Source organism: Corynebacterium sp. HMSC06D04, assembly GCF_001807315.1.
In the GTDB taxonomy this organism is placed as follows: Bacteria; Actinomycetota; Actinomycetes; order Mycobacteriales; family Mycobacteriaceae; genus Corynebacterium; species Corynebacterium simulans.
Map to the genome: position 1 here is coordinate 73,777 of NZ_KV788556.1, position 26,463 is coordinate 100,239.

The 26,463-nt window shown below is 61.5% G+C and carries 25 protein-coding genes and 1 tRNA gene; 17 read left to right on the forward strand and 9 right to left on the reverse strand.

Going from position 1 to position 26,463, the window contains the following annotated elements:
- Positions 1-11 precede the first annotated feature (11 nt).
- Together HMPREF3155_RS09350 and HMPREF3155_RS09355 are read left to right on the forward strand one after the other, a co-directional pair.
- Complete coding sequence (locus HMPREF3155_RS09350; RefSeq protein WP_070433169.1) at positions 12-2,279, forward strand: carbon starvation CstA family protein; 2,268 nt, start codon at positions 12-14, stop codon at positions 2,277-2,279.
- Positions 2,279-2,461 (forward strand): YbdD/YjiX family protein, encoded by a 183-nt coding sequence (locus HMPREF3155_RS09355; protein WP_371326243.1) that lies wholly within the window; start codon positions 2,279-2,281, stop codon positions 2,459-2,461. Before HMPREF3155_RS09350 ends, HMPREF3155_RS09355 begins: the two co-directional genes overlap by 1 nt.
- A gap of 12 nt (positions 2,462-2,473) precedes the next feature.
- Here the strand turns inward: HMPREF3155_RS09355 and HMPREF3155_RS09360 are convergent, their stop codons facing one another.
- From HMPREF3155_RS09360 to HMPREF3155_RS09370, 3 genes are all read right to left on the reverse strand, one after another.
- Entirely contained in the window at positions 2,474-3,142 is a 669-nt protein-coding gene (locus tag HMPREF3155_RS09360; RefSeq protein WP_062040542.1) for an FMN reductase, read from the reverse strand.
- On the reverse strand, positions 3,143-4,255 hold the full coding sequence (locus tag HMPREF3155_RS09365; protein ID WP_070433170.1) for an LLM class flavin-dependent oxidoreductase: 1,113 nt from the start codon (positions 4,253-4,255) through the stop codon (positions 3,143-3,145). It abuts the gene before it with no gap.
- Between the two features lie 126 nt (positions 4,256-4,381).
- Positions 4,382-5,302, reverse strand: a complete 921-nt coding sequence (locus tag HMPREF3155_RS09370) for a KPN_02809 family neutral zinc metallopeptidase (protein ID WP_070433201.1) — start codon at positions 5,300-5,302, stop codon at positions 4,382-4,384.
- A gap of 195 nt (positions 5,303-5,497) precedes the next feature.
- On the opposite strand from HMPREF3155_RS09370, the gene aspS reads away from it, so the two are divergent.
- The 15 genes from aspS (at position 5,498) to nusB (ending at position 21,622) form a co-directional block, all read left to right on the forward strand.
- Positions 5,498-7,303, forward strand: coding sequence for an aspartate--tRNA ligase (aspS, locus tag HMPREF3155_RS09375; RefSeq protein WP_070433171.1), 1,806 nt, complete (start codon positions 5,498-5,500; stop codon positions 7,301-7,303).
- Positions 7,304-7,500: 197 nt separating this feature from the next.
- On the forward strand, positions 7,501-8,670 hold the full coding sequence (locus tag HMPREF3155_RS09380; RefSeq protein ID WP_070433202.1) for an aminoglycoside phosphotransferase family protein: 1,170 nt from the start codon (positions 7,501-7,503) through the stop codon (positions 8,668-8,670).
- A 3-nt stretch (positions 8,671-8,673) separates the two neighbouring features.
- Entirely contained in the window at positions 8,674-10,038 is a 1,365-nt protein-coding gene (locus HMPREF3155_RS09385) for a replication-associated recombination protein A (RefSeq protein ID WP_070433172.1), read from the forward strand.
- Positions 10,039-10,129: 91 nt separating this feature from the next.
- Complete coding sequence (gene alaS / locus HMPREF3155_RS09390) at positions 10,130-12,817, forward strand: alanine--tRNA ligase (protein ID WP_061922756.1); 2,688 nt, start codon at positions 10,130-10,132, stop codon at positions 12,815-12,817.
- 216 nt (positions 12,818-13,033) lie between these two features.
- Complete coding sequence (gene ruvX, locus HMPREF3155_RS09395) at positions 13,034-13,576, forward strand: Holliday junction resolvase RuvX (protein WP_061922754.1); 543 nt, start codon at positions 13,034-13,036, stop codon at positions 13,574-13,576.
- Between the two features lie 37 nt (positions 13,577-13,613).
- Positions 13,614-14,801, forward strand: coding sequence for an endolytic transglycosylase MltG (gene mltG, locus HMPREF3155_RS09400; RefSeq protein ID WP_061922751.1), 1,188 nt, complete (start codon positions 13,614-13,616; stop codon positions 14,799-14,801).
- Positions 14,801-15,607 carry a shikimate dehydrogenase gene (locus HMPREF3155_RS09405; RefSeq protein WP_061922747.1) on the forward strand — a complete coding sequence of 269 codons (807 nt, stop codon included), beginning with the start codon at positions 14,801-14,803 and terminating at the stop codon, positions 15,605-15,607. The genes mltG and HMPREF3155_RS09405 overlap by 1 nt, the downstream gene beginning before the upstream one ends.
- Positions 15,608-15,618: 11 nt before the next feature.
- Positions 15,619-16,008, forward strand: a complete 390-nt coding sequence (locus HMPREF3155_RS09410; RefSeq protein WP_061922744.1) for a prepilin peptidase — start codon at positions 15,619-15,621, stop codon at positions 16,006-16,008.
- Positions 16,009-16,059: 51 nt separating this feature from the next.
- Positions 16,060-17,271 (forward strand): chorismate synthase, encoded by a 1,212-nt coding sequence (gene aroC / locus HMPREF3155_RS09415; RefSeq protein WP_061922741.1) that lies wholly within the window; start codon positions 16,060-16,062, stop codon positions 17,269-17,271.
- A 3-nt stretch (positions 17,272-17,274) separates the two neighbouring features.
- Positions 17,275-17,811 (forward strand): shikimate kinase, encoded by a 537-nt coding sequence (locus HMPREF3155_RS09420; protein WP_061922738.1) that lies wholly within the window; start codon positions 17,275-17,277, stop codon positions 17,809-17,811.
- A 13-nt stretch (positions 17,812-17,824) separates the two neighbouring features.
- A complete protein-coding gene (gene aroB / locus HMPREF3155_RS09425; RefSeq protein WP_070433173.1) occupies positions 17,825-18,895 on the forward strand; it encodes a 3-dehydroquinate synthase in 1,071 nt (356 codons plus the stop codon).
- Positions 18,896-18,907: 12 nt separating this feature from the next.
- Complete coding sequence (gene aroQ, locus HMPREF3155_RS09430) at positions 18,908-19,333, forward strand: type II 3-dehydroquinate dehydratase (RefSeq protein WP_061922732.1); 426 nt, start codon at positions 18,908-18,910, stop codon at positions 19,331-19,333.
- Positions 19,334-19,396: 63 nt separating this feature from the next.
- Positions 19,397-20,488, forward strand: coding sequence for a M24 family metallopeptidase (locus tag HMPREF3155_RS09435; protein WP_061922729.1), 1,092 nt, complete (start codon positions 19,397-19,399; stop codon positions 20,486-20,488).
- A gap of 82 nt (positions 20,489-20,570) precedes the next feature.
- Positions 20,571-21,134: an elongation factor P gene (gene efp / locus HMPREF3155_RS09440; protein WP_061922726.1), complete on the forward strand. Its 564-nt coding sequence runs from the start codon at positions 20,571-20,573 to the stop codon at positions 21,132-21,134.
- A gap of 8 nt (positions 21,135-21,142) precedes the next feature.
- A complete protein-coding gene (nusB, locus tag HMPREF3155_RS09445; protein WP_061922723.1) occupies positions 21,143-21,622 on the forward strand; it encodes a transcription antitermination factor NusB in 480 nt (159 codons plus the stop codon).
- 48 nt (positions 21,623-21,670) lie between these two features.
- Here the strand turns inward: nusB and HMPREF3155_RS09450 are convergent, their stop codons facing one another.
- The 6 genes from HMPREF3155_RS09450 to HMPREF3155_RS09475 form a co-directional block, all read right to left on the reverse strand.
- On the reverse strand, positions 21,671-22,660 hold the full coding sequence (locus HMPREF3155_RS09450; protein WP_070433174.1) for an HNH endonuclease signature motif containing protein: 990 nt from the start codon (positions 22,658-22,660) through the stop codon (positions 21,671-21,673).
- Positions 22,661-22,748: 88 nt separating this feature from the next.
- The gene (locus tag HMPREF3155_RS09455) at positions 22,749-23,513 is read right to left on the reverse strand and encodes an amino acid ABC transporter ATP-binding protein (protein ID WP_061922716.1); all 765 of its coding nucleotides are present in this window, start codon (positions 23,511-23,513) and stop codon (positions 22,749-22,751) included.
- The gene (locus HMPREF3155_RS09460) at positions 23,513-24,442 is read right to left on the reverse strand and encodes an amino acid ABC transporter permease (RefSeq protein ID WP_061922712.1); all 930 of its coding nucleotides are present in this window, start codon (positions 24,440-24,442) and stop codon (positions 23,513-23,515) included. The genes HMPREF3155_RS09455 and HMPREF3155_RS09460 overlap by 1 nt, the downstream gene beginning before the upstream one ends.
- On the reverse strand, positions 24,435-25,313 hold the full coding sequence (locus HMPREF3155_RS09465) for an ABC transporter substrate-binding protein (RefSeq protein WP_061922709.1): 879 nt from the start codon (positions 25,311-25,313) through the stop codon (positions 24,435-24,437). Before HMPREF3155_RS09465 ends, HMPREF3155_RS09460 begins: the two co-directional genes overlap by 8 nt.
- Before the next feature lie 9 nt (positions 25,314-25,322).
- Positions 25,323-26,159, reverse strand: a complete 837-nt coding sequence (locus HMPREF3155_RS09470; RefSeq protein WP_070433175.1) for a DUF368 domain-containing protein — start codon at positions 26,157-26,159, stop codon at positions 25,323-25,325.
- 223 nt (positions 26,160-26,382) lie between these two features.
- Positions 26,383-26,456 (reverse strand) — tRNA-Leu (locus HMPREF3155_RS09475).
- Positions 26,457-26,463 lie beyond the last annotated feature (7 nt).

Sequence of the window (26,463 nt, forward strand, 5' to 3'; positions counted from 1 at the left end):
GGGAGATTATCGTGAGTATCAAGACCGGACCCGAACCGCGGTCCGACATCGAATTTGTTGAAGTCGACGGCCAGGCACAGCCCATCGACGTAAAGCCGGAAAAGGTCATCGGCAACGTTGAGAAGATCGTCATTTTGATTGCCGCTATCGCTGCGTCTGCCGGTTGGGGAGTGCTCGCTCTCCACCGCGGTGAGACCATCAACTCCGTCTGGTTGGTCCTAGCCGCCGTTGGCTCATACATTATCGGATATACCCTGTACGCACGCCTTATTGAGTACCAGGTGGTAAAGCCGCGCAATAATCGTGCGACTCCTGCCGAGTACGCCAACGACGGTAAGGACTTCCTGCCTACCGATCGCCGCGTGCTCTTTGGCCACCACTTCGCCGCTATTGCCGGCGCGGGCCCGCTGGTCGGCCCAGTCATGGCGGCGCAGATGGGCTATCTCCCGGGCACACTATGGATCGTCCTCGGCGTCGTCTTTGCGGGCGCGGTACAGGATTACCTGGTGTTGTGGGTTTCCACGCGGCGCAAGGGCCGCTCGCTGGGCCAAATGATCAACGATGAGATGGGTAAAATTGGAGGCATCGCGGGCATCATCGCCACCGTCGCCATCATGATCATCATCATCGCAGTGCTGGCGCTCATCGTGGTCAACGCTTTGGCGGATTCGCCGTGGGGCGTCTTCTCCATCACGATGACCATCCCCATCGCTTTGTTCATGGGCCTCTACCTGCGCTACATCCGCCCTGGCAAGGTCTCTGAGGTCTCCGTCATTGGCGTCATCCTGCTGCTTGCCGCCATCATCGGCGGCGGTTGGGTCTCCGATACTGAGCTCGGTGCCAGCATGTTTACCTGGTCCAAGGAGACCTTAGCCTTTGCCATCATTGGCTATGGCATCGTGGCAGCTATCCTGCCGGTCTGGCTGCTGCTTGCCCCGCGTGACTACCTGTCTACCTTCATGAAGATTGGCGTCATCGCGCTGCTTGCCATCGCCATCGTGATTGAGCGCCCGTCCGTGCACATGCCGGCAGTGACCAGCTTCGCCACGGACGGAAATGGCCCAGTCTTCTCCGGCAACCTCTTTCCGTTCCTGTTTATCACCATTGCGTGCGGCGCACTTTCTGGCTTCCACGCGCTGATCTCCTCGGGTACCACGCCAAAGCTCATTGAGAAGGAATCCCACATGCGTGCCATCGGTTACGGCGGCATGATCATGGAGTCCTTCGTCGCGGTCATGGCGCTTATCTCCGCGGTCATCATTGACCGCCACATGTACTTCGCCATGAACTCTCCAGCGCCGAAGACACAGGGCACTGCGGAAGGTGCGGCCGACTTCGTAGGCACCCTCAACCTGCCCGGCGCTGGCATCACCGCCGAGCAGCTAACCGCCGCAGCCCAGGCAGTGGGCGAGGAGTCCATCGTTTCCCGTACCGGCGGCGCGCCAACGCTGGCTTATGGCATGTCCGAAATCATGACGCAGATGCTGGGCAATCCAGCCATGCAGGCTTTCTGGTACCACTTTGCCATCATGTTCGAGGCGCTGTTTATCCTCACCACGGTGGACGCTGGCACCCGCGTGGCACGCTTTATGATGTCCGACTCCTTGGGAGGCATCCCGGGCCTGGGCAAGTTCCGCGACCAAAGCTGGAAGCTCGGGACCTACCTTTCCACTTTCATCGTCTGTGCGCTGTGGGGCGCCATCCTCATCATGGGCGTTACCGATCCGCTAGGCGGCATCAACGTGCTTTTCCCGCTCTTCGGCATCGCGAACCAGCTATTAGCTGCAATGGCGCTCGCACTCGTCGTGGTTGTCGTGGTCAAGAAGGGCCTTTATAAGTGGGTCTGGATTCCGCTTATCCCGCTGGCCTGGGACCTCATCGTGACCATGACCGCGTCCTGGCAGAAGATCTTCAGCTCCGATCCGACCATCGGCTACTGGGCTAACCATGCGCGCTTCAAAGACGCTGCGGCTCAGGGGCTTAGCGAGTTCGGGTCTGCAAAGTCCGTCGAAGAAATTGACGCAGTGGTGCGTAATACCTTCATCCAAGGCTGTCTATCTATCCTCTTCGCCGTGCTCGTCCTAGCCGTTATTGGGGCGGCAGTGGTGTCGTGTATCAAGGCGGTCAAGCAGCGCGTAGCCGGTATCGAGCCAGCGGACTCGGAGACCGAGGACATCCCATCCACGCTGTTCCTGCCCCGTGGAATGATGCCGACCAAACGGGAGAAAGAAGTAGCCGCGCAGTACAACATGAGCTTCGAAGAAACTGGAGGGCATTAGTGATTAGCGCGCTCAAGAAAATCACCTGGTACGTCGGCGAGCTCATGGGCGATCACGCCTATGCGAAGTACTGCGCTCACCTTAAGGCGCATCATCCCGACGCCGCGATTCCAACCGAGCGCGAATATTGGCGTGCCCGCTACGCCGAGCAGGATGCCAACCCCGGTGCGCGGTGCTGCTAGATGATGCTGTGGTTAGGCGGTGCCGTCGTGGCCTTTCAGCAGCGCGCTAAACGGCGTGAACTCTTCTTCCACGTCCAATCCGGTGGGACGTGGGGAAGGCTCTGCCAAGTTCGGGGCGGCTAGTCCTGCGACGCGGTCGGTGGGAGCCACGATGAGATCGGCAAGCTCCTTGGCCGCGCGCTCGATGCGCTGGGCGTTGCGTGTACCTTCTGCGGTGCCGAAGTCTTCGGTGGCTTGGAAGACGCCGGTGGGGATCACCGTGGCGTGCAGGTAGTTAAACAGCGGACGCAACGCATAGTCGAGCACCAACGCATGCCGCGAAGACCCGCCCGTGGCTGCAATCGCTGTGGGCAGGTGCTCCAAGGCGTGCGGATCGAGTGTGTCGAAGAAGAGCTTGAAAAGGCCCGAGTAGCTGCCCTGGAAAATCGGGGTCACCGCAATCAGTGCGCTCGCCGTCGATAGTGCGCGCTTTGCCTCATCTAGGCGGGGCGTGGTGGCGCCCCAGTTTGTCATGGCCTCGGCGAGCTCGGTGGCAAGCTCGCGGAGCTCAATCATGGTGGTCTCCACGCCTTCGCCTCGGGCGCCGACCTGGGAGCACACGGCCTGGGAGAGGGCGTCGGCAAGCGCGCGCGTTGATGACGGCGTAGATAGCCCTGCAGTAACAACGACCAGTGAACGCATCTAGTTCTCCTCTCCGGGGTTGACCTTGAAATGGGGTGCGGCGGGGTTGGCCTTCAGACTTGCGTGGGTAGGCGGATTTGAAGGCACATGCTCCGGGCGGCGGGCCTCCATGCGGCGGCGCAGCTCCGGAACCACCTGGGTGCCTAAGATTTCAATCTGTTTCAGCACTACCTCCTGCGGCAGGCCCGCGTGATCGATGAGGAAAAGCTGGCGCTGGTAATCGCCCACCCAATCGGCAAACTGCATGGTGCGCTCGATGACCTGCTCCACCGTGCCTACAGTCAGCGGCGTCCGCGCGGTGAACTCCTCCAGGGAAGGGCCGCGGCCGTACACCGGTGCGTTATCGAAGTAGGGGCGGAAGAACTTCTTCGCCTCGGCTTCGGTCTCGCCGATGAAGACCTGGCCGCCCAAGCCCACGATGGCCTGATCCGCTCGGCCGTGACCGTAGGACTCGAAGCGGCGGCGGTAAATGTCCACCATCTTCGCGGTGTGCTCCTTGTTCCAGAAGATGTTGTTGTGGAAGAAGCCATCGCCGTAGAAGGCGGCCTGCTCGGCAATCTGCACCGAGCGGATGGAGCCGTGCCAGACAAAAGGCGGTACGCCGTCAAGGGGCGCCGGGGTAGACGTATACCCCTGTAGAGGCGTGCGGTACTTGCCCGTCCAATTAACCACCGGCTCGCGCCACAGCCGGCGCAGCAAGTGATAGTTCTCCACCGCCAGCGGGATGCCTTCGCGGATATCCTTGCCAAACCACGGATAAACCGGGCCCGTGTTTCCGCGGCCCATCATGAGATCTACGCGGCCGCCGGAAAGGTGCTGCAGGAAGGCATAGTCCTCGGCGATCTTTACCGGGTCATTGGTGGTGATAAGCGTTGTGGAGGTGGATAGCTGCAGGTTCTTTGTCTGTGCGGCGATATATGCCAGGTGGGTCGTCGGTGAGGAGGGCACGAAGGGCGGGTTGTGGTGCTCGCCGGTGGAAAAGACGTCGAGGCCAACCTCCTCGGCCTTCAGCGCAATCTCGGTCATATTGCGGATGCGCTCGGCCTCGCTGGGGCTGATGCCGTTGGTTGGGTCCGCGGTGACATCGCCGATGCTAAAGATTCCGAATTGCATGCTGCTCCCTTGAGTGTGGCTTAGAACTTTAGTGTATATGACATGTCAACAACAGGGGTGCGTGGGAAATTCCCACGCACCCCTGTCATTTTTAGGCGGGACCTAGACTTTAGGCGCTATAAGTGTTTAGCCGTTATAAGCATTGCGCTCGAGGTAGTCGCACCGCGCCATCTCGCCTGATTGGTAGCCGGCCAAGAAGGCTTTGGAGCGCATTTCGGAAGAACCGTGTGTCCACTGATCGGGGCGGACCTGGCCGCCGGAGCGCTGCTGGATGTTGTCATCGCCAACAGCGGCAGCGGCGGTCACTGCGTTCTCGAGCTGCTGCTTCGAAATCTCTTGCAGGCCCATGTTCGTATTGTCATCGGCATAGTTTGCCCAGATGCCTGCGTAGCAGTCTGCCTGCAGCTCAATCTTGACGGCGTTGGAATCCTCGCCCGGTTGGTTGTAATTGGAAAGACCCAGCGTTCCCTCGAGGTTTTGAATGTGGTGACCAAACTCGTGGGCCACGATATACATTTGCGTCAGGGGTGCGTTCTCGGCGCCGAATTGGGTGAGTTGATCGAAAAAGGCGGTATCGAAATAGGCCGTCTGATCACTCGGGCAGTAGAACGGGCCGGTGGCGGCCGATGCTTGGCCGCAGCCGGACGTGGTGGCGCCGTGAAAGATGACCATTCCGGGTTCGGTGTATTCCAGCCCGGCCTGCTTTGGAAGTTGGTCCGCCCAAACGCGGTCGATGGACTGGGCGGCGTACATGATGCGGCAGTCGTCGTATTTGTTGCCGTCCTCAGCGGTCTGGCAGTGGGCAAGCTCTCCGGTGGGGTTGCCGTTTGCGTCTGTGCCGTTTTCTTCCTGCGCTATTTGGCCCTGGTCATTCTCGGTGCCGAAGTACTGATCAAGATCGGATGGGTTTCCGCCCATGATCAGGAACAAACCGATGAGGACGAGAGTGCCCAGGCCGCCCCCTGCCGCAATGGTGCCGCCGCGGCGCCCGCCGCCACCAGAGCGGGCGCGGGTGTTGTTGAATTCTGCATCCGAACGAAATGTCATGCCATTGATAATGCCATATGTCCAGCGCATTGTGCCGCCAGAAAATATAGATACTTTCTGTAGCTGCCTCATCGAAACGAAATACTAGGCGGGGTTGTAGACTTGGGCGCGTTCAAGTTTTGCCATTCTCCGGCGCGTGCTGTCTACGCGTGGCGGGAGAGGGTGAAAAATCGAAATAGAAGGGACTGAACACTAGTGCTGCGCACTCATTTGGCCGGCGAGCTCCGCAAGGACATCGCAGGCGAGACCGTTACTCTCACCGGTTGGGTTTCCCGCCGTCGCGACCACGGTGGAGTTATCTTCATTGACCTGCGTGATCGATCCGGCATCGCCCAGGTTGTTTTCCGCGAATCCGAAGTTACAGAGCACGCACACGACCTGCGCTCTGAGTACTGCGTGAAGGTAACCGGCGTCGTCGAGCCGCGTCCAGAAGGATCCGAGAACCCGAACCTGCCTTCCGGCGAGATCGAGGTCAACGTCACCGAGCTCGAGGTCCTCAACAAGTCCGCAGCACTGCCTTTCCAGATCGATGACCCATCCACCTCTGGAGAGGTCGGCGAGGAAGCCCGCCTGAAGTACCGCTACCTGGATCTGCGCCGTAAGACCCAGGGTGACGCGCTGCGTCTGCGCTCTGCGGCAAACCGTGCAGCCCGCAAGGTGCTCGACGCTCACGATTTCACCGAGATCGAGACCCCAACCCTGACCCGCTCCACCCCAGAAGGCGCCCGTGACTTCCTGGTCCCAGCACGCCTGAAGCCAGGCTCCTGGTACGCCCTGCCGCAGTCGCCGCAGCTGTTCAAGCAGCTGCTCATGGTTGCCGGTATGGAACGCTACTACCAGATCGCGCGCTGCTACCGCGACGAGGATTTCCGCGCTGACCGCCAGCCGGAGTTCACCCAGCTCGACGTCGAGATGTCCTTCGTGGACCAGGACGACGTCATCGCACTGGCCGAGGAGATCGTCTCCGAGCTGTGGAAGCTCATCGGCTACGAAATCACCACTCCGATCCCGCGTATGACCTACGCCGATGCCATGAAGTACTACGGCTCCGATAAGCCGGACCTGCGCTTTGACATCAAGATCGTCGAGTGCACCGAGTTCTTCAAGGACACCACCTTCCGCGTATTCCAGAACGAGTACGTCGGAGCCGTCGTCATGGAAGGCGGCGCATCCCAGCCGCGCCGCCAGTTCGACGCTTGGCAGGAGTGGGCAAAGCAGCGCGGCGCTAAGGGCCTTGCCTACATCACCATTGCTGAGGACGGCACCCTGGGCGGCCCAGTGGCCAAAAACATCACCGACGCCGAGCGCGAGGGCATCGCCGCTCACGTGGGCGCAAAGCCTGGCGACGCCATCTTCTTTGCCGCAGGCGACACCAAGTCTTCCCGCGCTCTGCTCGGCGCAGCCCGTGGCGAGATCGCGCGCAAGCTCGACCTCATCAAGGAAGGCGACTGGGCCTTTACCTGGGTCGTCGACGCACCACTGTTCGAGCCAGCTGCCGACGCCACCGCATCCGGTGACGTTGCCCTGGGCCACTCCAAGTGGACGGCCGTGCACCACGCCTTTACCTCCCCGAAGCCGGAGTACCTCGACACCTTCGACCAGAACCCGGGCGAGGCAACCGCTTACGCTTATGACATCGTCTGCAACGGCAACGAGATCGGCGGCGGTTCCATCCGTATCCACCAGCAGGATGTGCAAAAGCGTGTCTTCGACGTCATGGGAATCGGCGAGGAAGAAGCACAGGAGAAGTTCGGCTTCCTGCTCGACGCATTCCAGTACGGCGCACCGCCACACGGCGGCATCGCATTCGGCTGGGACCGCATCGTGTCCCTGCTCGGCGGCTTCGACTCCATCCGCGACGTCATTGCTTTCCCGAAGTCCGGCGGCGGCGTCGATCCGCTAACCGACGCCCCGGCACCGATCCCTGCCGCACAGCGCAAGGAGACCGGCGTCGACTTCAAGCCGGAAAAGAAGTCAGAAGAAAAGGCTGCAGCGAAGTAAGCGCTAAAGCTTGCTTTTAAAGCGGGGCAGGGCCGAAGCTGCGGGAAAGTGTTTCACCACACCGCATGAGGCGGTGCCCCGCTTTTGCTGCGAGCGCGGCTGACATAGAGCTCAGCGATCAAGTAAAGGAAGATGAAGTGACCACGGAGAATACGGGCGTTACTGACACGGCCTATACCCAAGACGAGGTCGTCGAGATGGCCGCCGATTTGCTTTCGCGCCGTTACGGCGGGGTTGCCGAGTTTACGCAGGTAACTGATCTAGGCGGTTCGGGCAACGCCACCGTCTTGCGCGCGCGGATGACTCCGACGGCATTTTTGCCGCACCGCTCCGTGGTCATAAAATACAACCCTTCTACCGGGCATGCTATTGATGACGCCGCGCTTCTCCGCGAGGTCGTGGCCTACCAGTTCACCACCGCTTTGAGCGAGGACGTGCGCCCGGGCCCGGTGCTTTTTGCCCATGATCTGGATCGTCGCATTTTGGTGCTTTCCGACGTCGGTGAGGGCGACACCTTGGCCGACGTTCTCATCCAAGCACAGGGCGAAGACCGCAAGGAGATCCTGCGTTCTCTGGGACGTTCTTTGGGCCAGATGCATGCGGGTACCGCAGACCGCGAGCAAGACTACGAGACGCTGCTTAACCGCATGCTGCGCCAGCACCCGGAATACGCCGAGCATCAGTCGCTGCGCGATGAATCCCTGCAGCGCTCGATTTTGATTGGCGCAGACATCCTGGCCGATGCTGGCCTGCCAGCGCCCGCAGACTTTGTGGAGCTTGCGCAACAGGCGGCAAGCGCGCTGTCCATCGGTCGCGAGCGCGCATTTACGCCTTTTGATTTGTCACCCGATAACGTCATCGTTTCCCAAAACCTAGCCTTTTTGGATTATGAGTGGGCGGGTTATCGCAACGTCGGCTTCGACGTCGCCTGTGTCATCGCCGGCTTCCCGCAGTTCCTTTTCGCGCGTCCGATCTCGGATGAAGAGGCCGAGATTTTCATCTCCGCCTGGCAACGCCGCGTGGTGCATGTGTGGCCGCGTCTCGCTGACGATAGCGAGCTTCACGAGCTCATCGTCGCCTCGCTCATCGGCTGGGCTTTGTCCAGCGTGACCACGATGTACGCCGGCGGTATCGAGGGCGTTGTGGCCCTTTCGGAAGGCTCCGCAGGCATCGAGCACGACGCACGCCATTCCTTGCTGCGTCCTGCAGACCAGGGTCCATTTAGCGAGGAGGAAATTCTCATCCGCCGCGACTTGTACGAGACCTTCGAGGCGTTGGCGCGGTACTCCGCCAAGTGCGATTCCGCCGCATGCGAACCGGTTGCGCAGTTTGGCCAGACCGTAGCCAGCCGTCTGCGTGAAGGCTAGGCCATGAGCCAGGATTTTCTGTTTGGCCCAGCACCCGGCGGGGCAGAGGCATCCGCGCCGCTGCCTGGCCAAGAAATCTTTGCCACCCATTCCGGCTCGCCATTGGCGGCCCGGATGCGCCCACAGAGCCTCGATGAGGTTGTAGGTCAAGGCCACCTACTTGAAGAAGGGAAGCCCCTGCGCCGGCTGATCGAAGGCTCCGGCGAGGCTTCTGTCATCTTGTATGGCCCTCCCGGTACTGGCAAGACCACCATCGCCTCGCTGATCGCAAAGTCGATTGGCCAAAACTTCGTGGGCCTATCCGCCTTGGATTCGGGAGTCAAGCAGGTGCGCGAGGTCATCACCCGGGCGCGCCAAGAACTCATCCATGGCCGCCGCACCGTGCTTTTTATCGACGAGGTGCATCGCTTTTCCAAGACCCAGCAGGACGCGTTGCTCGCGGCAGTGGAAAATCGCACCGTGTTGCTCGTCGCCGCGACCACGGAAAACCCCTCCTTTTCCGTGGTGGCGCCGTTGCTCTCGCGCTCGTTGTTGCTGCAGTTGCAGCCGCTAGACGACGCCTCCCTGAAAGCACTCGCCGAACGCGCCCTCACCAGCGATCGTGGCCTGGGCGGGCGCATTAGCGCAAACAACGAAGCACTCGACCAACTCGTGCTGCTCGCCGGCGGCGACGCCCGTCGCACGCTGACCTACCTGGAAGCCGCAGCCGAGGCCGTGGCCGACGGTGGGGAATTGACCGCCCAAGTCATCCGTGACAACGTCAACCGCGCCGTCGTGCGCTATGACCGCGACGGTGACCAGCACTACGACGTCGTCTCTGCGTTCATTAAGTCGATCCGTGGCTCGGATGTCGATGCCGCGCTGCACTACCTGGCGCGCATGATTGAGGCTGGCGAGGACCCGCGCTTTATCGCACGCCGTCTTATCGTGCATGCCTCCGAAGACATCGGCATGGCCGACCCTTCCGCGCTGCAAACCGCCGTGGCAGCAGCCGAAGCCGCGCAATTGATCGGCATGCCGGAAGCGCGAATTCCGCTGGCCCAAGCCACCATCCACCTGGCCACCGCACCGAAGTCGAACGCAGTGATCCAAGCAATCAGCGCCGCGCAAGCCGACGTGCAAGCTGGGCGCATCGGTCACGTCCCGGCTCACCTGCGCGACGGCCACTACGAAGGAGCGAAAAATCTCGACAATGCCGTGGGGTATGTTTACCCGCATGATGACCCGCGCGGCGTCGTTAAGCAGCAGTACCTCCCAGATGAATTGGAAGGCGCGCTGTACTACGAACCCACCGAACATGGTGCCGAGAAGCGCATCCATGACTACCTGGGGCGGCTGCGCAACATCATCCGCGGCAAGCGGCGCTAAAGTTTTCTCCCCCGATACCCGTGCTAGGAAGCGATACGGGTAAAGTTGAGCGCTGTTACGTACCGCTTAAACAGTGAAGGACTTTTAGCTCGTGAAGACTCATGAGATCCGGGAACGCTTTACCCAGCACTTCGTGAATACCGGACACGAGGCGGTTCCCAGCGCGTCGCTCATTTTGGACGACCCGAACCTGCTCTTCGTCAACGCCGGCATGGTTCCGTTCAAGCCGTACTTCCTCGGCCAGCAGAACCCGCCGTTTCCCAACGGCCTGGCAACCTCCATCCAGAAGTGCGTGCGCACCCTGGACATCGAAGAGGTAGGTATTACCACCCGCCACAACACCTTCTTCCAGATGGCCGGTAACTTCTCCTTCGGCCAGTACTTCAAGGAAGGCGCAATCAAAAACGCCTGGGGCCTTCTTACCGGCTCCGTGGAGGACGGCGGTTTCGGCCTCGATCCGGAGCGTCTGTGGGTTACCGTTTACTTGGACGACGATGAGGCTGCCGATATCTGGCACAACGAAGTAGGCGTGCCGAAGGAGCGCATCCAGCGCCTGGGCATGGAGGATAACTACTGGTCCATGGGCATTCCTGGCCCGTGCGGCCCGTGCTCCGAGATTTACTACGACCGCGGCCCGGAATACGGTGCCGAGGGCGGCCCAGTGGCCGACGACAACCGTTACATGGAGATCTGGAACCTGGTCTTCATGCAGAACGAGCGCGGTGAGGGCATCGGCAAGGGCAACTTCGAAATCCTGGGCCCGCTGCCGAAGAAGAACATCGATACCGGCATGGGCATCGAGCGCGTAGCCTGCATCCTGCAGGGCGTAGACAACGTCTACGAAACCGACCTTTTGCGCCCGGTTATCGACGCCGCGGAGGAGCTTTCTGGTTCCAAGTACGGCGAGGGCGCAAGCGATCAGGACAACATCCGATTCCGCGTCATCGCGGACCACTCCCGTACCGGCATGATGCTCATCTTGGACGGCGTTACCCCGGGCAACGAAGGCCGCGGCTACATCCTGCGCCGCCTGCTGCGTCGCATCATCCGTTCCGCACGCCTGCTGGGGGCTACCGCGCCGAGCATGGAGCGCTTCATGAACACCATCATGGACACCATGACTCCGTCCTACCCGGAAATTGCGGAGCACCGCGAGCGCATCCTGCGCGTTGCCATCGCGGAGGAAAAGGCCTTCCTCAAGACCTTGGAGTCGGGCACTAAGCTTTTCGACGAAGCCGTTGCAGAGCTCAAGTCCACCTCGCGTGCTGCAACCTCCAAAGTGCTCTCCGGCGAGAAGGCTTTCGAGCTGCACGATACCTATGGCTTCCCAATTGACCTCACCCTAGAGATGGCCCAGGAGGCCGGCCTTGAGGTCGACATGGATGGCTTCAACGACGCGATGGGAGAGCAGCGCCGCCGCGCGAAGGCCGATAACCAGGCCAAGAAGCACGGCCACGCCGACCTTTCTCTCTATCGTGAGTGGGTCGATAACAACCCGACCGTCTTCACCGGTTACGAGACGCTTACTTCCGACGCCAAGATCATCGGTCTGGTTCGCGATGGAGAGAAGGTCAACGAGGTCCACGAGGGCGAGCAGGTGGAGGTCATCCTCGACCAGTCGCCGCTGTACGCTGAGGCCGGTGGACAGACCGCGGACCGCGGCCGCCTGTACGCGGGCGAGAGCCTGCTTGAGGTGGGCGACGTCCAAAAGATCGGCAAGAAGCTGTGGGTCCATAAGGCCACCGTCACTGCCGGCGGCATCGACCTGGGTGCTTCCGTGACCGCTGAGGTCGATAAGAAGTGGCGTCACGGCGCAGTCCAGGCGCACTCGGCCACCCACCTCATCCACGCGGCGCTGCGCAAGGTGCTGGGCCCAACCGCAGTTCAGGCAGGTTCCTTGAACCGCCCGGGCTACCTGCGTTTCGACTTCAACTACACCGAGCAGCTGACCCCGGCCCAGCTGGAGGAGATCGCTCTCATCACCAATCAGGCTGTCGACGCCCACTTTGCCGTCAACACCATCGAGACCTCGCTGGAGAAGGCGAAGCAGATGGGCGCCATGGCGCTGTTCGGTGAGAACTACGGCTCTGAGGTCCGCGTCGTCGAGATGGGCGGCCCGTTCTCGATCGAGCTGTGCGGCGGCACCCACGTCACCAACACGGCGGAGATCGGCCCGGTTTCCGTGCTGGGCGAGTCCTCCGTGGGCTCCGGTGCGCGCCGCATCGAGGCCTACTCTGGCCTGGATGCGTTCCGCTACTACTCAAAGGAAACCGCACTTGTGGAGGGCGTTTCCCGCGAGCTGAAGATTCAGTCCGAGGACCTTCCAGAGCGCATCGCGCAGCTGACCGAGCGCCTCAAGGCTGCTGAGAAGCAGATCGAGGACCTGCACAAGGCCCAGCTGATGTCCCAGACCGCTGAGATGGTCAACTCCGCCGTCGAGGTCAACGGCTTTAGCCTCGTGGCAACCCGTCTGCCGAACAACGTCAGCGGCGGCGACCTGCGCACCGTAGCCACCGACCTGAAGAACCGCCTCGGCGACAAGCCGGGCGTGGTTGTCCTCGCCTCCGAGAATGAGGGCGGCAAGCTGCCGTTTATCGCCGGCGTCACCAAAGCCGCCATCGAGCGCGGCATCAAGGCTGGCGACTTGGTCAAGCTGTTCGCCGGCTACATCGACGGCAAGGGTGGCGGTAAGCCAGACATGGCGCAAGGCTCCGGCGCTAACGCCGAAGGCCTTCCGGCCGCGTTCAACGCCCTGCGAGACGAACTCGAAAAGGCTTAAATTTTTTAACCGCTTAACTCCCCGCATCTTTAGACCAAAAGGTGCGGGGATTTTTGCGCGATAGGGGTAGGTATTAGGCCTTTAAACAGCCAATAACCTAAAACTTATGCCCCCTGCGCACCATAGCCGCAAATAATATGACTAGAATCTACATGTCATCGTTACCGTTTTGCGACTTTTGCGTCGCAACCAACCGCGAAGGGACATTCATAGAGCATGGCCGTACAACCCGATACTCCCGGGGTGGACGACCCGGGAAATGGGCGTCGACTAGCGCTAGATGTAGGCACCGTACGCATCGGTGTCGCGGTCTCTGACAACAACGCCAAGCTGGCGCTTCCTGTCGAGACCGTCGCTCGCGAAACCGGTTTCAAAGACCGCGATAAAGGCGATATCGACCGCATTTTGGAGCTCATTCACGAGTACCAAGCGGTAGAGGTAGTAGTAGGCCTGCCCCGCGATCTGCAGGGCAACGGCTCGAAAAGTGTCAAACACGCCAAGGAAATCGCGTTTCGCATCCGCCGCAGGCTGGGAAAAGATGTAACGATAGGGCAACCACCTGTCCGCATGGCTGACGAGCGGCTGACCACAGTCGCCGCCACGACAGCGCTGCGGGCGTCAGGGGTATCCGAGAAAAAGGGCCGCAAAGTCATCGACCAAGCAGCCGCAGTAGAAATCTTGCAATCCTGGTTGGACGCACGTAACAACGCGCTTCAAGCAGATGCAACCACCCACGAGCCTTCAACAGCAGGAGACTAGTTACGTGAGCCGAAACCAAGAACGAATCGGGCGCTCCATGGAGCCGAAGCACGTCAAACGCCGCCAGCGCGGCCTTGCCGTGGTGGTGGCCTCCGTGGTGCTTATTATCGGCGCCCTGGGATACATCGGCTTCCGCTTGCTTGGAGGAGGCAGCAGCATGGACTATGAGGGAACCGGCAACGGCACCGTGCAGCTGGTCGAGGTCCCAGAAGGCTCGTCGATGAGCGAGCTCGGCCCGTCGCTCGTTGAAAAGAACGTGGTCAAGACCGCGGATGCTTTCTCCTCGGCGGCCAACTCCAACCCTCGCGCCGGCAGCATTCAACCGGGCTTCTACCGCCTGCAGGAGGAGATGAACGCAAAGGCGGCGGTTTCTGCGCTGCTCGATGACAAAAACAAGGTCGATCCTTTGGACGTGCAGGGCGGAGCCACGCTTTCCGACGTCAAGGTTGTCGGCGGCGATGTTCGCTACGGCGTCTACTCGCTGATCGCGCAAGTCTCTGAGCAAGAGGGTGGCTCCGTGACCAAGGAAGAACTGGAGAAGGTCGCGGCGACCGTCGATCCGGCCGAGCTTGGCGCGCCAGAGTGGGCGCTGGAGAAGATTCGCTCCCGTGGCGAGGACCCGAAGCGCCTTGAGGGTCTTATTGCTCCGGGCCAGTATGTGGTCGATCCGAACATGGACGCGCAGGCCATCTTGAAGGACTTGATTACTCGTTCCACCGAGCGCTACAACGAGACCGGCATCGTCGACCGCGCGCAGGCTATGGGCAAGACCCCATACGAGCTGCTGGTTGCAGCTTCCTTGGTCGAGCGCGAGTCCCCGGCCGGCGAGTTCGGCAAAGTGGCCCGCGTCATCCTGAACCGCTTGGAAGAGCCGATGCGCTTGGAGCTGGATTCCACCGTTAACTACGGCCTGCCGGACGTGGAGCTGGCGACTTCCGACGAAGCTCGTGCCGAGGTAACCCCGTGGAATACTTACGCCAAGGAGGGCCTGCCGGATACCCCGATTGCTTCTCCTTCCGTTGAGGCAATCGACGCCATGGAGCACCCGGAGGAGGGCAACTGGCTGTTCTTCGCCACAATCGACGCCGACGGCACCACCGTGTTCACCGATAACTATGACGAGCACCTGGCCAACGTTGACAAGGCCATCAAATCCGGCATTCTCGAGTCCCAGCGCGGCGGCGTGCAGGGTGGCGAGGATCCTGAAGCAAAGCCAGCCGAGTAATGCCACGCGCGGCGGTTTTAGGTCAACCCATCGACCATTCCTTGTCCCCGGTGCTGCATAACGCCGGTTATGCAGCCCTGGGGTTAGAGGATTGGGACTACACCCGCTTTGAGGTCACGGCGGCGTCGCTGCCGCGCTTTCTCGAGGAGGCGCCTGCTGATTTCCGCGGTTTCTCGGTGACCATGCCGGGCAAGTTCGCCGCCCTTTCTTGCGCCACGGAGCGCACTGCACGTGCCGAACTCATTGGCTCTGCCAATACCCTGGTGCGCGCCGAGAGCGGTTGGCGCGCCGACAACACTGACACCGAGGGCGTCGCCGGTGCGTTGGCGGCCCTAATGGGAGAAAAGACCGCTCGTCACGCGCTTCTCATTGGCTCCGGCGGCACCGCCCGCCCCGCGCTTTGGGCCCTGGCGCAGCGCGGTATTACCGACGTCACCGTGCTGAACCGCTCTGACCGGCTCGCCGAGCTCGCCCCGCTTGCCGACGCCCTCGGCCTCAAGCTTTATCGCGCCACCTTCGACGATGACCTCGCCGCCCTCGCGCGCGCGGCAGAGCTCATCGTCTCCACTGTTCCCTCCGCGGCCCTCGACGGTCACCTCTTTGACCTAGCCCACGCGCCAGTCCTCGACGTCATCTACGATCCCTGGCCCACCCCGCTCGTCTCGCATGCGGCCGCCAACGGCTACGCCACGGTGGGCGGCCACGTCATGCTCGCCAACCAGGCCTACAGCCAGTTTGAGCAATTTACCGGCTATCCCGCGCCACAAGCCGCCATGCGCGCTGCCCTCGATGCAGCCTTGAGCTAGGCTGTGGCCCCATGGGGGGAAATTTTTATATCCACGCCTGCATCGCCGCGTGGATAGTCATGCTGTGTATATACGACATCCGCTATAAACGCCTGCCCAATTGGCTTACCCTGCCCGCCTGCCTTATCGCACTGTGCATCTTTTCGCCCGCGGGACTCATCTGGCCCGGCCTCTATCTCGCCCTTGCGCTCTGGCGCGGCGGCGTCGGTGGCGGCGACATTAAACTTGCCTTCCCGCTGGGCATGTGGACCGTCCACGAAGCAGGGGTGATGGGGCAGTTGCTGGCGATGATGGGGGCGTCGCTAAGCACTGCGTTATGGGGCCTTGCCCGCCGCGATGCCGCACCCCCGCACGGGCCCGGAATGCTGCTGGCTGCGGCGGCCTGTGTGATTGCGCTCTAAGTTCGACCCTAGTGCTAGCCCGCGTGTGCGGGGCGTGCGATAATAACCCGCATGCTTCGTTGGACTACCGCAGGTGAATCCCACGGCCAGGCGCTCATCGCCATGCTTGAGCACATGCCCGCCGGGGTACCAGTATCGCAGGATGACATCGCTGCCCAGCTCTCACGCCGCCGCTTAGGCTACGGCCGGGGCGCCCGCATGAAGTTCGAAGCCGACGAATTAACTCTCCTTTCTGGCATCCGCCACGGTAAGACTCTGGGCAGCCCGATTGCGATCATGATCGGCAACACCGAGTGGCCAAAGTGGACCACCATCATGTCACCACACGCGCTGGACATGTCCGACGAGGAGACCGCCAAGGCCATGGCGTCCGGCCGTGGCGCCCCGCTGACCCGCCCGCGGCCGGGTCACGCAGATTTTGCAGGCATGGTCAAATACGGCCACGACGAGGTGCGTCCGATCCTGGAGCGATCCTCAGCTCGTGAGACCGCCGCGCGCGTGGCCGCCGCCACCATCGCGCGTAACTTTCTGCGCGAGACCCTAGGCGTGGAGGTTATCTCCCACGTCATCTCCATCGGCGCCTCGGAGCCTTATGCGGGCCCCACACCGACGCACGCGGATCTCGACGCCATCGATGCTTCACCCGTGCGCGCCTTCGGCGAGGATGCGCAAGCGTCGATGATTTCGGAAATTGAGACCGCCAAAAAGCAGGGAGATACCTTGGGCGGCATCGTCGAGGTCGTTGTCGAAGGCCTGCCCATTGGCCTGGGCTCGCACATCTCCGGCGAGGACCGCCTCGATGCCCAGCTCGCCGCTGCGCTCATGGGCATCCAGGCCATCAAGGGCGTTGAAGTAGGCGACGGCTTCGAGGAGGCCCGCCGCCGCGGCTCCGAGGCCCACGACGAGATGGTGCGGGAAGGCGCGGGCGTTACTCGCCTGAGCAACCGCGCCGGCGGCCTCGAAGGCGGCATGACCAACGGCGAGACCCTGCGTCTGCGCGCTGCCATGAAGCCGATCTCCACCGTCCCGCGCGCCCTACAGAGCGTGGATATGGCAACCGGCAAGGCAGCCACCGGCATCCACCAGCGTTCCGACGTGTGCGCGGTGCCCGCCGCGGGCGTGGTCGCCGAAGCCATGGTCGCCCTCGTTCTCGCGCGCGCGGTGCTAGAAAAATTTGGCGGCGATAGCGTCATGGAGACCAAGCGCAATATCGCCGCCTACAATGAGTATGTTTCCCAGCGTCTTGCTTTTGAACAGGAGTAAGTAATGACCACACCGGTTTCCGTGACTGGTAGCCCGCGTCCCCGCGTTGTTCTCATTGGGCCACCTGGGGCGGGTAAGTCTTCCATCGGGCGCCGTTTAGCTCATTCCCTCAACTGCGAACTCGTCGACTCCGACCAGATGATTGAACAGCGCGAGGGCGCGGCCTGTGGCGAGGTCTTTTCCTCGCTGGGGGAGCCGGCCTTCCGCGAGCTGGAGGCGGAAGTGGTAAAGCAAGCGCTGTGTTCGCGCGGCGTCGTCAGCCTGGGCGGCGGGGCCGTGCTCGATGAAGGCACCCGCGACCTCCTGGACCGCCACACCGTCATTTTCCTTGACGTTTCCCCGGAGGAGGGCGTTGCACGCACACTTGGCGACGCCAACCGCCCCGTCCTCGCCGCCGCCGACCCCCTGGCTCACTACGCTGAGCTGCTGGAATTGCGCAGGCCGTACTACGAGCAGGTCGCCAACTTGAAGGTCCGCACCGATAAGCGCAGCCCACAGCAGGTAGTCGGCGCCATCTTGGGCTTTATCGACACACTTTAAGAAAAGAGTATTCATGACCACGATTCCAGTTTCAGGCCCTAGCCCTTATGAGGTCACCATCGGCGCGGGTTTGACCGAAGCCATCGCAGACCGGCTCAGCGCAACCGGCGCGGGCCAGGTGGGGATCGTGTTCCAGCCTGCCGTCGCGGCCGTCGCTCGCCAGCTTGCCGCGGAGGCTGCCGCGCGCAACGTCGTGGTTACCCTGCTGCCCATTCCCGATGCCGAGGCCGCCAAGCGCCTCGACGTCGTGGGTGGTCTGTGGGACAGCCTCGGCGAGGCAAACTTCAGCCGCCGCGACGCCATCGTGGGACTCGGAGGGGGAGCGGCCACCGACCTCGCGGGGTTCCTTGCCGCGACGTGGATGCGCGGCATTAAGGTCATCCAGGTGCCCACCACGTTGCTGGCGATGGTCGACGCCGCCGTCGGCGGCAAAACAGGCATTAACACCGCTGCCGGCAAGAACTTGGTCGGGGCATTCCACGAGCCCGATTCCGTCTTCGTGGACTCGGACCGCCTGCACACTCTGCCAGAGGATGAAATCGTCGCCGGGTCGGCGGAGATCGTCAAGACCGGTTTCATCCACGATCCAGTCATCATCTCGCGTTACCTCGCAGATCCCGCCGCCTGCCTCGACCCGCTTAGCGGTCTGCCCGAGCTTATCGAGCGCTCCATCGCGGTCAAGGCCCGCGTGGTGGGCGAGGACCTCAAAGAGGCCGGCCTGCGCGAGACCCTCAACTATGGACACACGTTCGGCCACGCCATCGAGCTGCGCGAGGACTACACCTGGCGTCATGGCCGCGCCGTGGCCGTGGGCATGATGTTCGTCGCCAACCTAGCCCACGCCCGCGGGCTTATCGATGCCGCCGTTTTGGACACCCACACCCAGATCCTGCGCTCGCTCGGCCTGCCCACCACCTACGAAGCAGGCCACTTCGACGAGCTTTACCAGGCCATGACGAGGGATAAGAAAAACCGCGGGGGTGCTATTCGTTTCGTAGCCCTTACCGGCATCGGCGAGACCACCCGCATCGAAGATGCTACCGAGGCCGAATTGCGCGCGGCCTATGCAGCAATTTCCCACTAGTTCGGAGCAGACATGAAGATTTTGGTTCTCAACGGCCCCAACCTAAACCGCCTGGGCAAGCGGCAGCCGGAAGTGTATGGAACGACGAGTCTCGCGGACGTCGAAAAGCGCATGCGTGCGGCCGCAGGTGGGGCAGAGCTGGAGTTCTACCAGTCCAATTACGAGGGCGAGCTCATCGATAAGGTCCACGAGGCTGCCGACGCCGGCTGGCCCGTCATCATCAACCCTGGCGGCTTTACGCATACTTCAGTCGCGCTGCGCGACGCCCTAGCCGAGGTGGCCGACGGCGCCGGCTTCGTCGAGGTGCATATCTCCAACGTGCACGCGCGCGAACAGTTCCGCCAGCATTCTTATTTAAGCCCGATCGCGCGCGGGGTTATCGCCGGATTGGGTATCTACGGCTACGAGGCCGCACTCGGTTATTTTCTCAGCGATTAGCCCCAAACCCGCGGGTGGTGGGCGTTATCATGGGTTGACCGTCAAGAAGAAAAGGATTAACGCATGACACTCGCTGATACCCGCTTTAGTGACCGCCGCCGCAAGCTCGCTGCAGAGGTAGCCGGCATGCGCATCGACGCCGTCTTGGTAACCCACCTGGTGCATGTGCGCTATCTTTCAGGCTTCTCCGGCTCCAACGGTGGCCTGCTGCTGCGCAAGGATCTCTCGGCGCTGATGGCAACCGATGGTCGTTATACCACCCAGATTGCAGAAGAAGTCCCAGACCTCGAAGCAATCTTGGGCCGTCCAGTGGGCCCGGCGTTGCTCAAGCGCCTCGAGGGGCCACTGCGCGTGGCTTTTGAGGCCGATTATGTCTCCGTATCTGAGCTCAAGGCCTTAGAAGAGGCAGCGCCCGAGGGAGTGGAGCTGGTTCCGATGAGCGGAGTCATCGAAGACATCCGCCTGGTAAAGGACCCACAGGAGCTGGAGCGCCTCGAACACATCGCGGCGCTGGCCAACGAAGCGCTGGAGGGCTTGGTCGCTGCCGGCGAGGTAGCAGTGGGGCGCACTGAGCGCCAGATCGCGGCGGACCTGGAATACCGCATGCGCAAGATGGGTTCTGAGCGCGTGAGCTTTGATACCATCGTCGCCTCCGGCCCGAATTCCGCAAAGCCGCACCACGGCGCCGACGATCGCGTACTGGTCTCCGGCGACCTCGTAACCATCGACTTCGGCGCGCACCTGCGTGGCTTTAACTCCGATTGCACCCGTACCTTCGCGGTCGGGGAGCCGAACGAGCTCTCCCGCGAGATATACGATATCGTCCTGCGCGCCCAAGAGGCTGGCGTCAAGGCGGCGGTGCCAGGGGCCAAGCTTGTCGACGTCGACGCCGCCTGCCGCGACATCATCACCGAGGCCGGCTACGGCGAGTACTTCGTGCACTCCACCGGCCACGGCATCGGCCTTGACGTGCACGAGGGCCCGGCTGCTGCGCAAACGGGTAAGGGCGAACTTGCCGAGGGCATGACCCTTACCATCGAGCCGGGTATCTACGTACCGGGCAAGTGCGGAGTGCGCATTGAGGATACGCTTATCATCACCTCCGGCGTGCCGAAGATCATCACTTCATTCCCGAAGGACTTGCAGGTTCTATAATTTGGCCCTGTTATGCTGGCAAACCTGCATAAGGTATGCTGGAACACTGTTTTCACCACTATTTTTACTGGGAGTTTGATCCATGGCTGATACCACCGATTTCAAGAACGGACTCGTTCTCAAGATTGACAACAAGCTGCAGCAGATCGTCGAGTTCCAGCACGTTAAGCCGGGCAAGGGCCCTGCATTCGTGCGTACCAAGCTCAAGGACGTCGTCTCCGGCAAGGTCACCGATAAGACCTTCAACGCTGGCGTCAAGGTGGAGACCGCAACGGTAGATCGTCGCGACATGACCTACCTGTACAACGATGGCCAGAACTTCGTTGTCATGGACGATAAGACCTTCGAGCAGTTTGAGCTGCCTTTCGACAAGTTCGGCGAGGCCGGCAAGTTCCTGCAGGAGAACATGCGGGTGCAGGTCTCCTTCCACGACGGCGAGGCTCTCTTCGGCGAGCTGCCGATCTCCGTTGACCTGAAGGTTGAGCACACCGAGCCAGGCCTCCAGGGCGATCGCTCCAACGGCGGCACCAAGCCAGCTACCCTCGAGACCGGCGCCGAGATCCAGGTACCGCTGTTTATCGAGATCGGCAACGTCCTCAAGATCGATACCCGCACCGGCGAGTACCTCTCCCGCGTCAACAACTAGGGCGCAACGTGTCTGAGCAAAAAGACATCAACTACAAGCGCCATACGGCGCGCTACCGCGCGCGCCGCCGCGCCGCGGACATTCTGTACGAGGCAGAAAACCGCGACGTCGATCCCGTAAGCATCATCGAGGACCGCGTCCAGCTGGCCCGCGAGGATGCCAACGGCGTCGCCCCGGTTGCCGAGTACACCCAGGTCATCGTCAAGGGCGCGGCCGAAGAGCTCGACGCCATCGACGAGACCATCGAGCGTTACCTTTCTTCTGAGTGGGAGCTGCATCGTATTCCGGCCGTCGACCGCGCAATTATGCGCGTGGCCGTGTGGGAGATTCTTTTCAACGAGGATGTCCCGAACGCAACCGCACTCGTGGAGGGCGTGGAGCTAGCTTCCGAGTACTCCAATCATCAGGCACCGCCGTATATTCACGCTGTGCTTGACGACGTCATCCAAGCCCAGTCCGCAGACAACCCTATGTCAGAGGAAATTTAGGCACGCCAACAAGCGCTGTTCCCCTTAAGGAGCAGCGCTTTTGCGCGTTTAGCATCGCCCGCGGTGCCAAGTGACCACACCATCGATGCGGTCTAGCCTCCCGCGGCCTGGTGGGGCGTTCGGGTCGTCTTGATTGACCCCGTTGTGGTAGCCACAGCAGGTGGTCAGATTCGCCATGTTGGTCTCGCCGCCTAAGCGCCAGGGGTGTATGTGGTGGATTTGGGCTTCATCGGCGCCGATGTTGCATTCCGGCCACGGACACGTCGGATTTTCCGCGGCCGCCATAAGTCGCTGCTTCGAGCTGGCGTGCCTTTGCGCGCGATATAGGTTCACCGGGCCTTCCACCGGGTGGATGAGCGTAAACAGCTCGCCGAGGCCGGCGTCGGCAAGCACGCGCTCCAGGTAATCTTTTCCAGTCATGGTGGCGCCGTTGGTCAGCCGCAGGGTGATCTCGTCGCCCGTGCCGTGCAGGACGTCGATAAACTCCGGCAGGCGCACGATGACGTTGGTGCGCGGCGTCGGGCGCTGTGCAGCCTTCACGCCGCCGTAGAGAAGGCCGGTCAGTTGCTCCACAGGCTTGGTCTTATCCAAGCGCGCCCACAAGTCCGCGATCATGTCGCTGGGGCCGGTGATGGCGAGCGTCCACGCTTTGCGACGTCGATACAACCGCGCCCCAGCACGCGGCCCCCGTGCCGGCCTGCGGGTCAGCCGGCGCGCCTGCTTTTCGATGTCGCTGGCGGGCGCCTGCAGCGCGCAGAGCTTCTCGCGCAGCCGCCACGCTTCGGCCTGGTTGGCCGCCTTGGCGGCGTAGCGTTCGATGATTTTTAGCACCGGCAGACTGTGCGTGGACTCGCGGGCCGTTCGCTGTTTGGCGCTAAATTTGGTGGGGCCGAAGTAGGTATGCGCCAGGCGGGCGAGCATGCGGGCCTCGGTATCTGGGGCGCCGAGGGCTTCTAGTTGGGCGGCAGACATGCCTTGGGCCCCGGCGATGATTTCCATGCCGGGGCGCAGTGCATCAAGGTATGCCTGAAGAGTCATGCCTTAAACGCTAGGAGCGTTAGTCAACCGATTGCTAGCCTTAATTTCTTTTTCGGGCTAAATCTGTGGATAACTCATCGTAAGCTCGCTATAGCAGCGAGGAGAGGAATTCCTTGGTTCGCGGGTGCTGCGGATCGTCGATGACCTGCTGCGGAGTGCCAGATTCGATGACTTGGCCGCCATCCATGAAGAAAATCTTGTCGGCGACTTCTCGGGCAAATCCCATCTCGTGGGTGACCACCAGCATGGTCATTCCACCCGCGGCGAGAACCTTCATCACGCGCAATACCTCGCCGACGAGTTCGGGATCGAGTGCAGAGGTCGGCTCGTCGAAAAGCATCAGCTTCGGCTCCATCGCCACCGCCCGCGCGATGGCCACGCGCTGTTGCTGGCCGCCCGAAAGCTGCACCGGATAGGCATCCGCCTTGTGCGCAAGGCCTACCTGCTCGAGCAGCTCCATCGCGCGTTTCTTGGCCTTTTCCACCGGCTGCTTTTTCACGTTCACCGGCGCCTCAATGATGTTTTCGAGCACCGTCCGGTGGGCGAAAAGGTTAAATTGCTGGAAGACCATGCCGATATCGGTGCGCTGGGCGGCCGCCTGCTTTTCCGTAATCTCGTAGAGCACTCCGTCGCGCTCGCGGTAACCGATCAGGTCCCCGTCGACGTATAGTCGGCCCGCCGTGACCTTTTCTAGGTGATTGCAGCAGCGCAAAAACGTAGACTTGCCCGAGCCCGAAGGCCCCAGCAGGCAGGCGACCTCGCCCGGCATGACGTCGAGAGTGACGCCTTTCAACACGTCCAAACTGCCGAAGGACTTGTGCACGTTTTGTGCGGAAATCATTGGCGTAGCCATTAGTTATTTACCTCCGGGATGACGGAAACGTTACGGGGGATGGTGCCCTCGGCGTCGGCAAGCGCTGCTAGCTGACGCCCGGTGAGCTCACGCGTGGCACCGCGTTCGAAGCGGCGCTCCAAGAAGTACTGGGCCACCATAAGCAAGGAGGTGATCACCAGGTACCACGTGGCCGCGACCATAAGCAGCGGGATGGGTTCGAAGAGAGCAGCGGAGATATCGGTGGCGCGGCCGAAAATCTCGTAGGTATAGGGCACCGCAACCACGAGCGAGGAGGTCTTGAGCAAGGAGATGAACTCGTTGCCCGTCGGCGGGATGATAATGCGCATCGCCTGCGGAAGCACAGTGCGGCGCATGGTCATCCACCAGCCCATGCCCAGAGCCTTGGAGGCTTCTTTCTGGCCTTCCGGCACTGCAGAAATGCCGGAGCGAACGATTTCTGCCATGTAGGCCGCCTCGTTCAGGCCAAGCCCCAGCACGGACAGCAGGAAGGCGTTGGTCAACACTCCCGAGAGCGAAATCTCGGTGAATCCGAGGTTGATGGATTGATAGAGCGCGGATAAAAGGCCCCAGAACACCAGCTGTACGTAGACCGGGGTGCCGCGGAAGATCCACAAAAATAGCCAGGCGACGCCGCGCAAAACCGGGTTGGGGGACATGCGCATCACCGCGAGCACTGCGCCACCGACGACGCCGATGAGCATCGCGAGGATGGTAATGGCCAGGGTATGCAGGGACGCGGCCCCGATGCGCTTGTCAAAGAGGTACTGGAAGTAGGTATCCCAGCCAAATGCCTCGTTGCGCGCGGAGGCGATGACAAACCAGAGGCCGAGGAGGACGAGGATAGTGGCAAAGACCCAGCGCCATGGGTGACGCAGGGGACGAGCCTGAATTTCTTGCGGCTGCGCGGCCGGAGTTGTCTTAGTCATTGACTGGCCTTTCGTTAATCATTGCCTGGTCCACGAGGCCCTCAGAGATGCCCCAGCGGCTCAAAATCTTTTCGTATTCGCCTGTTTCGATGAGGTAGTCCAGTGCCGCAGCGGCAGCAGGACCGAGCTCGGAGTCTTTCGGCACCGCCAACCCATACGGTGCGGCGTCAAACATGTCGCCGACCATGCGCATTTTGCCCTCAGAGCGGTTGACTGCCCAGGAGGAGACAGGCGAGTCGGCGGACATTGCGTCCGCGCGGCCCATCAACACGGCAAGCGCCGCGTTGTCGCTGGTGTCATAGGCCAGGATGCGCAGGTCACCGCCGCAGGCATCGCGTTTCGGATTAAGGTCGTCGGTTTCTGAGACCGTGGTGCGCTGGACCGCGACGGTAAGCCCACACGGGTTTTGCGGGTCTACGTCTTTAATGCCCTCGGTGCGCTCGGCCCATTGGATGCCGGCGTAGAGGTGGTCGACGAAGTCGAAGTTTTTGCGGCGTTCCTCGTTATCGGTAAATCCGGAGGCGCCGATGTCGATTTGTCCGGATTGCACCGCGGGCAGGATGAGCGAGAAATCCTGTTCAACGGGCTGGAACTCGAGCCCCAGGACGTCGGCAATAGCGTTGGTGATGTCCATCTCAACGCCGACGAGCGCGCCATCGGAGTCCTTGAACTCGAAGGGCGCAAACGGCGGGTTGGTGCCCGCCGTGAGCACGCCATCGTTGTCGTGGTACATCGCCGCGATTTCCGGAACCATCTCGATGTCAGGTGCTTGCCAACCCTCAGGCATGGAGGATTCCTTGTTGGTGACGCATCCCGTCGCTAGGACGGTGCAACTTAGTACCACGGCTGTGGTGGCGACTTTTCTTTTCATTGGGGTGTTCTAACTTTGCTTTTCTGGCTCGTTGTAGGCCTTGGCCTTGCGCGCGTCGATGAGGATGAATACGGACACGATGATGCTGCCGAGCACCATCATCGCGATGATTGCCCCGCTCGACGCGTCCTGGTCCGCGCCCCACGGCCACAAAGCGCGCAGGGAGCCGAACATGAAGCCGGCCATGGCTGCCAGGGTCAGCGAGCGGTGATTATCCAATAGGTAGTTGAGCAGCTTTACAAACGCCGCAAGGCCGCACAGGGCACCCAAGGCGAATACGGCAATGGTGCCCAGCTCGCGGTCGGAAACGGCGCCGATGACCGGCTGGTAAAGGCCCATCGTCAGTAGAATCAGCGAGCCCGAGACACCGGGGAGCACGAGCGCGCAGACCGCTACCATGGCGGCCAAGAAGACCACGATGAGCGAGGGATTGTCCACCGGTTCCGAGGTAAATCCCGTGACGAAGAAAATAAGCGCAGACGCCACCGCGAAGGTGGCGATGGAGGAGACCTTGAAGCGCTCAGCCCGAGTCATCATGGAGATCGGCACGAAGATGGATACCGCCACCATTCCTAAAAACAGGGCGCTTGATATCGATACTTGGTTCTCGACGAAGTTGTGCAACAGCGTCGACAGTCCAAATACGGCCGCGAACATGCCTACCGCGACGGAGGCGAGAAAGCCCCATTCCACCTTTTTGAACCGGCCAGAGATGAGAAAGTTTGCATTGTGCAGCGCGCGTTCGTAAATGCCCACGATAAGCGCGACAGTGCCACCGGAGATTCCGGGGACGAGCTCTGCCGAGCCTATGAGTGCGCCGCGAATGGCGTTGAGAATATATTGCATACTTTCGAAACTAACCTTGAATGATCGGGCTCTGGGGCGTGACGTGCCGCAATATGGCCGAGATTTTAAGCGGATCGGAGAAACGCCGCGCCGCCCGAGGAATAAACCTATCACAATAAATACCACTCGCGGCATATTATTCACTCAACGTGGCAAAATTTTGGGTCCCGAACGCAAAAATCCCCTCGCCGGGCAAAGCTGCCAAGCGAGGGGATGAAGGTAGTGCCCCTGGTGAGACTCGAACTCACACTGAATGGGTTTTGAATCCATTGCCTCTGCCAATTGGGCTACAGGGGCGCGTCTT